Source organism: Achromobacter veterisilvae, from assembly GCF_900496975.1.
Taxonomy (GTDB): domain Bacteria; phylum Pseudomonadota; class Gammaproteobacteria; order Burkholderiales; family Burkholderiaceae_B; genus Achromobacter; species Achromobacter veterisilvae.
In genome coordinates, this window is the sequence record NZ_UFQC01000004.1 from 33,768 (window position 1) to 46,155 (window position 12,388).

12 protein-coding genes are annotated in these 12,388 nt (G+C 66.4%); 3 read left to right on the forward strand and 9 right to left on the reverse strand.

The annotated features are described in order from the left end of the window. Positions 1–70: 70 nt before the first annotated feature. The 4 genes from AVE30378_RS04425 to AVE30378_RS04440 are packed head-to-tail and all read right to left on the reverse strand — an operon-like array spanning position 71 to position 3,055. A complete protein-coding gene (locus tag AVE30378_RS04425; protein WP_129239563.1) occupies positions 71–514 on the reverse strand; it encodes a CopD family copper resistance protein in 444 nt (147 codons plus the stop codon). Between the two features lie 42 nt (positions 515–556). Next, positions 557–1,252 carry an ABC transporter ATP-binding protein gene (locus tag AVE30378_RS04430; protein WP_129239564.1) on the reverse strand — a complete coding sequence of 232 codons (696 nt, stop codon included), beginning with the start codon at positions 1,250–1,252 and terminating at the stop codon, positions 557–559. Further along, complete coding sequence (locus tag AVE30378_RS04435; RefSeq protein WP_129239565.1) at positions 1,245–2,039, reverse strand: ABC transporter permease; 795 nt, start codon at positions 2,037–2,039, stop codon at positions 1,245–1,247. The genes AVE30378_RS04430 and AVE30378_RS04435 overlap by 8 nt, the downstream gene beginning before the upstream one ends. Positions 2,040–2,050: 11 nt before the next feature. Then, on the reverse strand, positions 2,051–3,055 hold the full coding sequence (locus AVE30378_RS04440; RefSeq protein WP_129239566.1) for an ABC transporter substrate-binding protein: 1,005 nt from the start codon (positions 3,053–3,055) through the stop codon (positions 2,051–2,053). Between the two features lie 61 nt (positions 3,056–3,116). On the opposite strand from AVE30378_RS04440, the gene AVE30378_RS04445 reads away from it, so the two are divergent. Together AVE30378_RS04445 and AVE30378_RS04450 are read left to right on the forward strand one after the other, a co-directional pair. Then, entirely contained in the window at positions 3,117–3,836 is a 720-nt protein-coding gene (locus tag AVE30378_RS04445; RefSeq protein ID WP_129239567.1) for a Crp/Fnr family transcriptional regulator, read from the forward strand. A 93-nt stretch (positions 3,837–3,929) separates the two neighbouring features. Continuing rightward, entirely contained in the window at positions 3,930–4,640 is a 711-nt protein-coding gene (locus AVE30378_RS04450) for a TehB-like domain-containing protein (RefSeq protein WP_129239568.1), read from the forward strand. Positions 4,641–4,645: 5 nt separating this feature from the next. On the opposite strand, the gene AVE30378_RS04455 is transcribed toward AVE30378_RS04450, so the two are convergent. The 3 genes from AVE30378_RS04455 to AVE30378_RS04465 form a co-directional block, all read right to left on the reverse strand. Then, positions 4,646–5,374 carry an META and DUF4377 domain-containing protein gene (locus AVE30378_RS04455; RefSeq protein WP_208742347.1) on the reverse strand — a complete coding sequence of 243 codons (729 nt, stop codon included), beginning with the start codon at positions 5,372–5,374 and terminating at the stop codon, positions 4,646–4,648. Positions 5,375–5,667: 293 nt separating this feature from the next. Continuing rightward, the gene (locus tag AVE30378_RS04460) at positions 5,668–6,840 is read right to left on the reverse strand and encodes a DEAD/DEAH box helicase (RefSeq protein WP_165360081.1); all 1,173 of its coding nucleotides are present in this window, start codon (positions 6,838–6,840) and stop codon (positions 5,668–5,670) included. Beyond that, on the reverse strand, positions 6,809–9,301 hold the full coding sequence (locus AVE30378_RS04465; RefSeq protein ID WP_129239571.1) for a hypothetical protein: 2,493 nt from the start codon (positions 9,299–9,301) through the stop codon (positions 6,809–6,811). The genes AVE30378_RS04460 and AVE30378_RS04465 overlap by 32 nt, the downstream gene beginning before the upstream one ends. A gap of 296 nt (positions 9,302–9,597) precedes the next feature. Between AVE30378_RS04465 and AVE30378_RS04470 the strand changes: the two genes are divergently transcribed. Further along, positions 9,598–10,368, forward strand: coding sequence for an extracellular solute-binding protein (locus tag AVE30378_RS04470; protein ID WP_129239572.1), 771 nt, complete (start codon positions 9,598–9,600; stop codon positions 10,366–10,368). A gap of 16 nt (positions 10,369–10,384) precedes the next feature. Here the strand turns inward: AVE30378_RS04470 and AVE30378_RS04475 are convergent, their stop codons facing one another. Beyond that, positions 10,385–11,548: a M24 family metallopeptidase gene (locus AVE30378_RS04475; RefSeq protein WP_129239573.1), complete on the reverse strand. Its 1,164-nt coding sequence runs from the start codon at positions 11,546–11,548 to the stop codon at positions 10,385–10,387. A gap of 47 nt (positions 11,549–11,595) precedes the next feature. Then, a complete protein-coding gene (locus AVE30378_RS04480) occupies positions 11,596–12,384 on the reverse strand; it encodes an ABC transporter permease (RefSeq protein WP_129239574.1) in 789 nt (262 codons plus the stop codon). Between the last annotated feature and the right edge of the window lie 4 nt (positions 12,385–12,388).

The following is a 12,388-nucleotide window of genomic DNA, read 5'->3' on the forward strand; positions in this document are numbered from 1 at the left end:
AGCTTCCATGTAGAGCGGGAAATGGGCTGGAGAAAGGGTCTGTAGCGCGGACTGGACCGCGCGGGCCGGTTTACCAGGACAGATGGAACATGGTCTTGGCCAGCAGCACGATGCCGACCATGTGACAGAACACGCTGATGTGCACCCGCCTGCGCACCGCGCCGCGCAGGCGCTGGCGGCGCGCCAGCGTCATGGCGATGACGACGTGGATCAGCACGCTGGTGGCAAGCGCGATCTTGATCGACAGCAGCAGGCCGAAAGGCGAACTGCCCGGGCTCGCGAGCGCGGCGCGGTGTTGCCAGGCCATGCCCAGGCCGGCCAGGTACAGCACCAGCACGGCCCAGGGCACGACGGCGCGCACGCGCGGGCCAAGCTGCGCGCCCAGCGCCTTGCGCACCTCGACGGGCAGCCGCTTCTGCACGGGCTCCATGAACAGCACCTCGAAAGTGACGGTGCCTACGAAAATGAAGGCGGCGAACAGATGCACGACCAGCAGGAAGGGATAGGAATTCATAGCGATACTCCAATGTCGGAAACAGGAAGTCGGGCCGGCGTCTCAGGAAGGGCCGCCAGCCTCCAGCAGCAGTTCGCACAAGCGCTGCGCGTCGGTCCGGCCGCCGCCGCCGGAAGCACCCTCCAACGCGATGGGCGTGACGCGCCCCCGCTCGACCATGACGCAGCGGTCGACCAGCCCCAGCAGTTCCTCCGGGTCGTGGCTGATGCACAGCAGGGCCGCGCCGCTGCGGGCCAGTTCCTCGCCGCAGCACGCGGCGAGCTGGCGGCGCAGCGCCGGATCCAGCGCGCTGAAAGGCTCGTCCAGCATCAGCAGGTCCGGTGACATGGACAGGGCGCGGGCCAGCGCCACGCGCTGCGCCATGCCGCCGGACAATTCGCCAGGCCAGGCGTGCATGGCGCCGTCCAGGCCGACGCGGGCCAGCCATTGCGCGGCCAGGGCGCGGGCCTTGGCGGGCGGATGCCCCGCTCCGCGCAAAGGCAGGGCGACGTTGTCCAGCGCGTGGCGCCATGGCAGCAGGCGGGGTTCCTGGAACATCAGCACGGGAAGCCGGAAGCCGTTGCGCAGCGCGCCGCCGCTGGGGCGCGCCAGGCCGGCGGCCAGGCGCAGCAGGCTGCTCTTGCCGGCGCCGCTGGGGCCGATCAGGCCCAGCCGCTCGCCGGGCCGCAAGCGCAGATCCACGTCCCGCAACACGGTCTGCGCGCCATAGCGCAGGGAAAGGGATTGCATCTCAAGCATGGCTGGGCTCCATCCAGCGGCCCAGCCGGCGTTGCAGCGGCTGCAGGAAGGCGAATTCCAGCAGGGCCACCAGGCCCAGGATCAGCAGCACCCAGGCAAAGAGTTCGGCGGTGTCGAAAGTGCTGCGGGCATTGGCCAGCGCGTAGCCCACGCCGTTTTCGGCGCCCAGCACTTCGGCCATGACCACCAGCCGCACGCCCCCGCAGGCCGCGATCAACAGCGCGGCCAGGAGCGGCGCGCTGAGCGCGGGCAGGTACAGGTGGCGCAGGCGCAGCCAGGGGCCGTAGCGGTAGACGTGGGTCATCTCGATCAGCTTGCGGTCCACGTGCAGCATGCCCTTGACGGTGTTGACGTACATGCCGGGCGCCATCATCAGCGTGGTGATGAAGATCACCATGGGCGAACCCAGCCCGAACCACAGCATGGCCAGCACCACGACGACGACCGGCGGCATGGCCATCAGCAGCCAGCGCAGCGGCTCGATCAGTCCGCGCAGGCGGGCGCTGTGCCCGGCCAGCACGCCCAGCGCGAAGCCGATGGACGCGCCCGCCAGCACGCCCACGCCGATGCGCATCAGGCTGACGCCCGCGTTGGCGAAGAACTGCGGACTGCGCACCAGCGGGCCGACGGCGCGCAGCGCCTCCCAGGGCGTGGCCATGAGCAGCGGGCCGAGCTGGCGCGCGGCCACGTGCCAGGCCAGCAGAAGCAGCAATACGCCGGCGGCGCTCCAGGCGCGCGAGGTGCGCGCGGGCGCGGCGAGGACGGGGCCCTTTGCGGACGCGTTCATCGGATCGGCGCTCATGGTCCGTAGAACCCGGCGGGCGGCAGGCTGCCGCCGATGGCTTGCGGGGAGCGGGCGGCCAGCAGGCTATACAAGGCCTCGAGCTCGGGGCGCGCGTCCTGGGCGCTGCGGGTGTCCAGGCGGGTGCCGCGGATGGCGGTCTCGATGGCCGGCTGGGGCAGGTGCGGCAAGTGCTCGCGCACCAGCGCGGCGCAGTCGGCGGGATGTTCGGCGCACCAGCGGGCGGAGGCGGCGTAGGCCTGGTTCACGGCGCGGCACAGTTCCGTGTCGCCCGCCACGCCGGCCGAGGCCATGACGCCGGCCTGGGGCAGCGAGGGCTGGGCCGGGAAGGCGCCGCGCCAGGCCTGCTCCAGGCTCTGGCCGCGGTGCAGCGCGGGCGCCCCTGCGGTCTGGCCGGCGCGCCACAGCAGCAGCGAGGCCATGGGTTCGACCAGCAGCGCCTGGTCGGCCTGGCCATTGAGCATCAGCGCTATCGCGTCCTGGCCGTCGCGGGTGCGGCGCAGCGCCACCGGCGCCAGGCCGCGCGCCGCATGGGCTTCGAGCAAGGTATCCAGCAGCACGGCCGGCAAGTCGCGCTGGAACGGCACCACCAGTTCGCGGCCGGCCAGGTCTTCGAAGGTCTGCACGGCCGGATCGCGGCTGACCAGCCATAGAATGCCCCAGACCGATATATTCAGCAGGCGCACCGGCATGCCGCGGTTGTGCAGCAAGGCGGGCAGCGTGCAGGGCGCGGCGCTGAAATCGAGCTCCCCGTTGACCAGCAGCGTGCGCAACTGGTCCGGGGTCTGCCACAGGCGGAAGCGCAGTTGGCCCGCGCGCTCGGCCAGCGCGCCGGTGGCCGCCATGTGCATCAAGGGGTAGCTGACCACGGCGCCGGGGCCGGCCAGCGTCAACACGTCATGGCGGCGCGTCGCCGCCGCGCGGGCGGCGGGCAGGATGGGCAGCAGGGCTGCCCCAAGTGCGGCGGCGCACAAGCGGCGGCGCGTAGGCGAGTCTTTCATTGGATTTCAAATAAGAATTGTTATCGTTTAAGATTCTCCCATTCACGCTGAAAGACCCAGAATGACAAATATCAATCTGCCCGGGCCGGGCCCGGCCGATCTGTTGGCCAGGCACCCGCTGCTGCAGGGCCTGCCGTCCGGCATGGCTCCCGAAGTGGCCGCCGACCTGCTGCGCGGCGCCAGCCCGCTGCGCGCCGAGGCGGGGCAGGTCCTGTTCGGCGAAGGCGACGAGGCGCTCCACTATCTGCTGATCGAAAGCGGCCAGGCCGAAGTCGTGCGCTATGGCTACAACGGCGACGAACGGGTGTTCCGCGTGTTCGAACCCGGCCAGTTGATGGCCGAGGCGGCCATGTTCATGCCTCACGGCCGTTATCCGATGCAGGCGCGCGCCCGCAGCGCGCTGCTGGGCTGGCGGCTGAGCCGCCGCTCGCTGCACGACGCCTGCCGGCGCTGGCCGGACCTGGCGCTCAAGCTGCTGGCCGCGCTCAGCAAGGGCCTGTACGACCAGGTGAACAAGGTGGACTGGATGACCTCCAGCTCCGCGCCCGAACGGCTGGCCAATTACCTGATGGGGCTGCACGAGCGCCAGGGCGCGATGGTGACGCTGCCGCTGAACCAGCGCCAGCTCGCCGCGCACCTGGGCATCCGCGCCGAAACCTTGAGCCGCCTGCTCAACGACTGGCAGACGCAGGGCTATATCAGCGGCAAGCGCCGCCAATGGGCCGTGCATGACCCGGCGCACCTGGCCAGGCTGGCGACGACGGCGAAGCGGCCGTTCTGAAGCGGGGACGCGGCCGGACGACAATGACTTTTGTCATCGGCGCGGCGGCGGCGGCAACGGACAATGCGGACAGATCGTCTCCCCTGCCCCGCCATGCCCCTGTCCGCCCCCGCTCCCGCCTCCCCGCCGATCACTGAAGAAGCTATCCGGCGGCTGGTGCACCGCTTCTATGCGCAGGTGCGCCAGGACGAAACGCTGGGGCCGATCTTCAACGCGCGCGTGGCGGACTGGGATCATCACCTGGAGATGCTGTGCGACTTCTGGTCTTCGCTGCTGCTGGGCACGCGCCGCTTCAAGGGCGCGCCGATCCCGGCGCATGCGCGCATCCCGGACCTGTCATGGCCCTTGTTCCAGCGCTGGCTGGCCCTGTTCCACGGCGTCACCGCCGGGCTGGACCACCCGGCCCTGCAGGCGCAGGCCGACGCCATGGCCGAGCGCATCGCGGCCAAGCTCTGGAGCGTGTGGCAGACGCGGCAGTCGCTGCCGCGCCTGCCCGACACGCTGCCGGAAGGCGTGCGGCCCTATCGGGAAAGCCCGGTGTTCACGCCCGACAACCTGCCGGCCGGGCTGCGCTCGGCGCATACGACCAAGGACGGGACCTGGGGTTTATTGAAGGTGCACGCGGGCGTGCTGCGCTACACGCTGGATGACCCGCCGCACACCGAAGCGGTGCTGGCGGCGGGGCAGCAGGTGGTGATCGAGCCCCAGGTCCGCCACCACGTGGCGTTCGAACTGCCGGGCAGTTTCCAGATCACCTTCTGCCGGGCCGGCGACGCGGAGCCGCCGGCCCCTGGCGGCGCCTGAGGCGCCTACTTCTTGCCGGAAGCGTCCTGCTCCACCACCATATCCAGCACGTACACCTTCGACGGCGCGTCCGCGGGCGGATTCTTCCAGTCGTACTGCTTCACGCGCAGCACGGTGCGCACGCCATCGCGATGCTCATAGCCTTCGATGGACTGGTACAGCGGATGCCACTTGTCCTTGGCGGGCTGCTGTATGCCCGCCTCGTTGTAGCGGCGCTCGCGCACCATCAGGCACTGGTAGCCGGGAATCATGGGGTGGCTGCATTCCACCTTTTTCGCGGCGACTTCCAGGAACCGGATCTCGCCGGCGCTGCCGTAGAGGGTTTCGGGCGTGGGTTCGCCGACGAACGTCAGCACGCTGCCGTCCTTGGCCACCAGTTCCAGTCCGGGTTCGGCGGCATCGCCGCTGAGCGTCGCGCGCAGGTCCCCTTTCATGCGCTGGCCGATTTCGGCGTCCAACTGCATCAGGCTTTGTTCGCACGCCTTCATCGTGGAAGCCAGGTTTGCAACGTGCAGCACGCCATCCTTATAGGTGTATCCGCCGAATTGCGCGTTGCAGCCGCCGCGGATGTTCAAGGCGTCGCTGGTGAACGCCAGGCGCAACGGGTGTTCGACCCCGGCCTGGAGCGCGGCGATGGATTTGCCCGAAGCATCCGTGGCCGAGGCCAGGCGCCAGTAATAGGCGGGCAAGGTCACGGCAGGGCTGGCGGGCGAGGTGGCGGCGTTGGTAGGCATGGAGGACGATCCTTCGCGAGGAGAGGAAGCCGGAGCGCAAGCTTGCAGCAGCGCGGCGCATACGGACGCAAGGAGGATGGTTCTTTTCATGGTGGGTCCTTTCAGCCGGATGGCACTGATGAAAAGCGGCATTCTACGTCCGGGGCATGGACGGATCTGGCGGACTGGCCGCCAGACCGTTTCCAAATCTTGCCGACCCGCCATAGCGATAAACCAGGGAGATTACAGTTGGAAACGATGTTGGCACTACGCGCCGCGAATCGATTCGCGCGGGGTCTGCGGCAGTCGGAACACTAGAAGTCAGCGGCCAATGCCTCGGCCATGCCTTTGAAGTAGCCGTGAACATCCGAAGACCCGGTCCAGTAAGCCAGGTTTCCAATGACATACAAGCGCTTCTTCGCGCGCGTCACGGCAACGTTGACCAGATTGGGGGTTTTCCCCGCGAAACCGGAAATAACGCCCGGCTTCAAAGGATCTCCGCCCAGCAGGAAAATGACGTAGTCGGCTTCTTTGCCTTGAAAGGTGTGAACAGTGCCGCACATTTCATCGGAATTCTTCCGGCCATAACGGGGTTCGAGCAGATCGGTCATCTGTTCGGCAACCCGTTTGAAGGGCGTCACGATATAGACCTTGAGTTTGCCCTCGGCGTCTCGCAGGTTTCCTTCTATCAGCGTTTCGACCATGGACATGGCACGCCCGCCGTGGTCCGGGATCCAATGCCCATCGGCGCCGTGAACCGGCATATCGATCCACTGGCTGTCGGGCACGGCTCCGTCGAGGCTGTCCTTGCCCGCACCGTAAACCATTTTTCCGCCATAGGCGATCTTGTTGGAAATATCGAACATGGGATTCAGGCAACGGCGGTGCACCACCAACGGCGCTCCCAGCCAAATCCGATTGTCCGCGCCATCCCGATCCAGGTACGTGCCGAACCGATTGGAATGGTCCGCCAGCGTCTGCGCAGACGCTGCGGGGGGAACGTAGCGAATATCCGCGCCGCAGCGTTCGCGCAACGGTTCGGTGAGCTCTTTCGGCACGCCCACCACCGGTTCCAACTGGAGGGGATCGCCTACGATCACTGCCCGCTTGGCACGCCACAAGGCCCCCACGGCCTGTTGAGGCGCGGCCTGTCCAGCCTCGTCGATGAGCACCCATGCCAATTGCTCCTCCCGCACGCCTCGAAACAACCTTGGAAATGACGCAAACGTCGTCGATATCAAGGGGACAACCAGGAAGAAGGTGTCCCACAGCGGCATGGGGCCGGAACGGAACTGGTTGGCGTTGATCTGCCCCTGCAAGAGGGACGCGAACGCGTATAGCGTGGGTTTCAGCTTGCGCCACGCCGCCACAACAAAAGCCTTGTGCAGCTCCATTGCCGCCACGAAAAGCTCGCGCCTGGCTTTGAATACTTCCTCATCCTGGTAGGGCGAGCTGCTATGGAAAACGTCTCGCGATACGCCGAACAAGTTCCAGGCGGCACTTGGGGGGTCTCCCAAACCGGCGTCGACCAGCGCTTGCCGATACTGGGCCAGCAAGGCCTGCTTGCCGTGCAGCGCCTGTTCCGCTTGGGCGCAAGGCGCCCTTACGCTCAACGACGGCCTGGCTGCGGATCTCTGCTACCGCGAGGCAGTGCCGATAAGCGTCTTCCGCCAATTGAACCGCTTTCAGGGCGGAATCGAAAGCGGTCGAAGGGTCGGCTATCCGCTCGCTCAGTGAGTTGACGGCGGCATCGTAAACGGCTTGCGCCCGAAGGACTTCCTGCTCCAGGCGGGCCGCCCGATCATGCCAGGTGGAGGCCCCGGTTTCCTCGGACCGCAGAGCGCTTATCTGCCGATGCTTTTCATCGATTCTTGCATTGAGATCGTCATAGCGGGCCTGCCAAGCTCTGGCCGATGCACGATTGAAGATCGACTTCATCAGGCCTGGCTGTATCGCTTGATGCGCTTGGCGGTCATCTCGCAATACCTCCACGTCCATCCGCAGGTGCGCGAGTATCTGCTGGAACTCGTCAGGGGTCTTTGCCGGCTTGTCGCGCAAGAGCGCCGCGTGGGCCTCCTGGGCCTGGTTGAAGGCATCCCGAGCCGAGCGCAGATTTTCGAACAACACCAGCGCCCGCTTGGACGCTTCAAACTCGCCACTGGCCGCGTCCAGCGCCGCGCGAGCATTCGCCTCCTCGCTCATCGCCGCCCGATAGGCTGATTCGAGCATGGTTCGGGACTGCTTGAGCTGCTCGATTTCGGGCAAGAGCCGTTCGGTTTCCCTCAGTTGGGTCGCCAATGTGCCCGCCCGCTCCAACGCGCTGCGGGCCTTCGCCCTGGCTTCGGCATAACGGGATCTCGCTTCGGTCCAGGAAGGAACTTGGGCGCCAAATTCCTCTACCCACTCCGGCAGCGTGAAGGGACGCAATGGATTGGGCGCCTTGGGTGGATCCGCCTCTGCCGATTTTCCCGCAGGGGCGTTATCGCGAATGCCATACCAGAATCGGCTGAGAAAGGCGCCCCGATTTGCCTGGCTGCCCAGCACCGCGGAAACCATCCCCCAGCGCTGCCGCTGAGGCTGGCGTTCCTTGTCACGCTCACGCAATCCCACGGAATCCGCCACTTCCGAAAAGTAGTCGATATCAATCCTCGGATCGATTGCGCCTACCCCCGGAAGCTCTTTGCTAATGTTCTCCACAGCGCCATTGTTTGCGCTGCTGACGACGATGCCAAAGCCGCGCAGTCGCTCGTCGAGTTCCCACACCGGATACTGGTGGCGTTCCACTTCGAGCTTCTGCTTGAATGCCTGCAGAGGATCATTGAACTCGTACAGGACATCCGCACGCTGCTGCACCACGGATGCGACAATGTCCTTGAGCATGGTCGTCTTGCCAGTCCCGGGCGGGCCGTTCACCGAGAACAACCCTTGCTCCGCCAGATCGCGCATAACGGCGTTCACGGCAAACTGTTGGGCCGTCACCAGCGGGAACTTGGCGGGCCAGCACGACAACGGCATAAAGCGGGGATGCACTCCGTCGACCAGGCAATCGCGCGCGGCATCCACATCGATACGCTCGGGATGCCTGGGCATCTCCAGATACTGGGTCAAGGCGTTGCCGCAAGTGCGGGAGACATACTCGCGCTCGACCCGCTCCAGTTCTTCCGCGAAGAAGCTGTTCAAGGGATCTTCAGGCCGTTTGGCATCCGATTTCTCAGATACCTTTTGCGCCTGGATGATCCAGTCGCTCTGGCTCTGCGGCGCCCACCCACATGCTTCGAATACCAGATCCGAGATATCACGGACATCTGCGGCATCAAGCGGACGCCGTTTCACTCTTGGCTCAATCGGTTCTTCTTCGGCGCGCTTTATGGCCTCCTTGTCCGCTTCCGGCTCCAGGATCAACTGGCGTGCGACAAGTAGCAAATCCACTTTGGCGGCGATTTTCTCGTACACCCCGTCTGCACCGAAAAACCCCGAAAAATTGAAGCGTGTGGCGCCGGCTTGCGCAGCGCTCATGCACCCCATGGCCCAGGGAACGGAACTGATGAAAATCCTGCCTGAAACATATCCGTTCTCGTCGATGGGAATAACGAACGCCGCTGCGTCCGCCGGCGCTCGTTGTTCGGAAAGATCCAGTACGGGCGCATCCAACAAGGTCCGCGCGGATTCGATGAAATCAGCGCCCGGGACAATACCGCCAAAAAGCAGGAAACGCTTGCGATGGCGGAACAACGTTCGCAGACGTTCGAGCTTCTGCGGGTCTTTCCAGGGCATTTGATCGTCGCCCGGCGCCTGAGGAGAAAGCGCCCATACGCAATGATCCTTGCGAAGCTCCGGAACGGGCGGCTTTTGCGGACTGAGATATTCAAAAGTCTGCCAAAGCCTCAGAGCGGAGAGTGCCTCTTGATCCTTGGAACGAGCCCCATCCTCATTTTTCATAGCTGCCATGCCAACGCGTCCCTTTCAATTCCGGCTGTGCTTTTAATACGTTAAGCATCGGATTTTGACACAGAGTTACAAGCCATCCTGACCATAACGCCGATTCCGCCGCGACCAAAAGACATTCTGCTGGCAGCGTCGCTCGGGGAATATTCGTCTCCTCTTGCGCGTCCATCCCAATGACATGCCGCAAACGCCGCGCCGCGCAGCACGACCGCACGGCATGGCGTCCAGACCAACCTGCCGATCGCGCCGTCCGCGGCGTCCTCTACAGCGCGCATCGGCGCAGAGCGGGAGTGCTTGATATGAAGTCGATCGGAAAATTTGCCTGCGGCATGGCCGCCGTGGTCTGCCTGGCCGCCCATGCCGCGTGGGCCGCGCAGGATCTGAACGTGTACGGCCCCGGCGGCCCCGCCCCAGCCATGAAGGAAGCCGCCGAGGCGTTCGGCAAGCAGCACGGCATCCGCGTCGAGGTCACCGCGGGCCCCACGCCCGCCTGGGCCGAACAGGCCAAGCAGGATGCCGACGTGATCTATAGCGGGGCCGAGAACATGATGAGCGGCTTCGCTTCCGCGCTGCCTGGCGTGTTCGAGCTGCGGGACGCCCGCACGCTGTACCTGCGGCCGTCGGCCATCCTGGTGCGCCCCGGCAATCCCAAGCGCATCGGCGGCTTCAAGGATTTGCTGAAACCGGGCATCAAGGTCATGGCGGTATCGGGCGCGGGGCAGACGGGCCTGTGGGAAGACGTGGCCGGCCGCCTGGGCGATATCGAAACCGTCCGCGCCTTCCGCGCCAACCTGATCCTGCCGGAAGCCGGCAACAGCGCGCAGGCGCGCAAGCAGTGGACCGAGGACCAGACCATCGACGCCTGGCTGATCTGGAACATCTGGCAGGTGTCGAATCCCGATCTGGCCGGCGTGGTCGAGATCGAAGAGCCGTACCGCATCTACCGGGACGCGGGCGTCGTGGTGACGAAAAAGGGGAAGGCCAATCCGCAGGCGCGGGCCTTCGCCGATTTCCTCGCGGCGCCCGAGGGCAAGGCCATCTTCCGGAAGTGGGGCTGGAAGACGGACTGAGCCCTCCCCTGCGCCGCTAGCGGCACACGCGGTAGGCCGGCTTGAGCTTGCTCAGGACCTCGGGCGCGCCGCTCTCCGACACCACCAGGGTGTGGCCCAGCGACATGGCGAGGTTGTTGGGCGTATCGATCAGGATGGCGTGCAGGAACAGCACCATGCCCGGTTCGGCCAGCGTGCCGTTCTCGGCGAACAGCAGCGGGGGCACGTCCATCCAACTGGGCCGGAAGGTCGCTCCCAGCGAATAGCCGCAAGCCGCCATGCGCGCATGGCCGTAGCCGTGCCGGTCGAACACGCGGCGGTGGGCCTGGTCGATATCGCCCAACGGATTGCCCGCCTGCGCGGCGGCCGTCATCGCGGTCAGCGCCTCCAGCGTGATGTCGAACATGCGCTCCTGCCGCGGATCGTGCTTCCCGATGGCCACCGTGCGCATCAGGCAGGCGCAATAGTGCCGGTAGCTGGCGGCGAACTCCAGCGTCAACTGGTCTTCCTCGTCCAGGTGCCGATAGCCGGTGGCGGTGCGCACCAGCAAGGCGCGATCGCCGGATCCGAGCACCGGGCCGCCCGGAGGCGGATCGCCGCCGCCCCGGAACTGCACCGCCGCCCCCGCCGCCGCGATATCGCCTTCGAACGCGCCCGGCCGCGCCGCTTCCAGCATGGCCAGCAGGGAGTCGTCGGCCAGGCTCGCGGCTTCGCGCACGTAGCGCAGTTCCGCTTCCGATTTCACCACCCGCAAGGCGCGCACCAGGTGCGAAGCGTCGACCAGCCTGCACCAGTCGGCCAGGCGGGCGTGCACGCGCGCATGGTTCTTGCCGACCAGGCCGAAGTTGTCGGTTTCCATGCCGACCCGCCTGCCGGCCAGCCCCAGTTCCTCCAGGATGGCCTTCAGGTCGATGCTGGGATCCGCGCCCTCGTTGTCGTACCAGATGCGGATGTCGTCGACGATGGAGGTGCGCTGGGCCTGGACCAGGTCGGGGCGGCGGGTCAGCAGGATGGGAGGCCGGTCGTCCGCGGTCAGGATCGTGCACTGGAAGAATACGTAGCCCGCCGTGTCGAACCCGGTCAGGTAGTAGTGGCTTTCCTGGGCGAACAGCAGCAAGGCATCCAGGTTTTCCGCCTGCATGCGCTTGCGCGCTGCCCGTATGCGGTCGAAAAACGTCTCGCGCGGAAAATGTAGCGCCATTGTGGGGTCTCCGGAGGTAAGTCGTTGTGGAAGAAGACGGTTCGACGTCAACGGCGCCGCTGCAGGGCCCGCGCGGCCAGCGGCAGCGCCACCGACACGAGAATGAGCAGGGTGGAGATCGCCGCGATGGCCGGATCCACTTCATCGCGCAGGGAATTGAACATGCGCTTGGTGAGCGTGGCGCTCGGGCCGCCGGCGATGAACAGCGCCACCACCACTTCGTCCAGCGAGGTGATGAAGGCCAGGATGGCCGCGGCCATCACCGAGAAGCGGATCTGCGGAAGCGTCACGTCGCGGAACGCGCGCAGCGGATGCGCGCCCAGGCTGCGCGCGGCCATCTCCTGGCTGAAGTCGAAGCTGGCCAAGGCGGCGCTGACGGTAATGAACACCAGCGGCAGCGCCAGGCAGGTATGCGCCAGGACCAGCCCGAGCAGCGTGTTATTCAGCCCCAGGCGCGCGTACAGCAGGAACACCCCTACCCCGCACAGGATGACCGGCAGGGCCAGCGGCAGCAGGAACACCAGCCGCAGCCAGCGCGCATGGCCGGCCGTCGCGCGGGCCGCGGCATAGGCGGCCGCCAGGCCCAGGGGCGTGGCCAGCACCGTGGTGCCCGCCGCCGCCCGCAGCGACACCCAGGTGGCCTCGCGCCACTCCAGGCTCTGGAAGTACTCCAGATACCAGCGCAGCGACCAGGCGCTGGGCGGGAAGGTCAGGAAGCGCGAATCCGAGAAACTCATGGGGATCACCACCAGCGTGGGCGCCACCAGGAACAGGACGATGAGCGCGCAGACGGGCGTCAGCCACCAAGGCGCGCGCGTGTGAAAAGAATTCTGCATCGCC

What these genes read in the sequence shown, in the direction of transcription:
- AVE30378_RS04435 (WP_129239565.1), bottom strand. Translation starts at nt 2,039, where the DNA reads ATGAACGCGTCCGCAAAGGGCCCCGTCCTCGCCGCGCCCGCGCGCACC.
- AVE30378_RS04440 (WP_129239566.1), bottom strand. Translation starts at nt 3,055, where the DNA reads ATGAAAGACTCGCCTACGCGCCGCCGCTTGTGCGCCGCCGCACTTGGG.
- AVE30378_RS04455 (WP_208742347.1), bottom strand. Translation starts at nt 5,374, where the DNA reads ATGCCTACCAACGCCGCCACCTCGCCCGCCAGCCCTGCCGTGACCTTG.
- AVE30378_RS04465 (WP_129239571.1), bottom strand. Translation starts at nt 9,301, where the DNA reads ATGGCAGCTATGAAAAATGAGGATGGGGCTCGTTCCAAGGATCAAGAG.
- AVE30378_RS04480 (WP_129239574.1), bottom strand. Translation starts at nt 12,384, where the DNA reads ATGCAGAATTCTTTTCACACGCGCGCGCCTTGGTGGCTGACGCCCGTC.
- AVE30378_RS04470 (WP_129239572.1), top strand. Translation starts at nt 9,598, where the DNA reads ATGAAGTCGATCGGAAAATTTGCCTGCGGCATGGCCGCCGTGGTCTGC.
- AVE30378_RS04425 (WP_129239563.1), bottom strand. Translation starts at nt 514, where the DNA reads ATGAATTCCTATCCCTTCCTGCTGGTCGTGCATCTGTTCGCCGCCTTC.
- AVE30378_RS04450 (WP_129239568.1), top strand. Translation starts at nt 3,930, where the DNA reads ATGCCCCTGTCCGCCCCCGCTCCCGCCTCCCCGCCGATCACTGAAGAA.
- AVE30378_RS04445 (WP_129239567.1), top strand. Translation starts at nt 3,117, where the DNA reads ATGACAAATATCAATCTGCCCGGGCCGGGCCCGGCCGATCTGTTGGCC.
- AVE30378_RS04430 (WP_129239564.1), bottom strand. Translation starts at nt 1,252, where the DNA reads ATGCTTGAGATGCAATCCCTTTCCCTGCGCTATGGCGCGCAGACCGTG.
- AVE30378_RS04475 (WP_129239573.1), bottom strand. Translation starts at nt 11,548, where the DNA reads ATGGCGCTACATTTTCCGCGCGAGACGTTTTTCGACCGCATACGGGCA.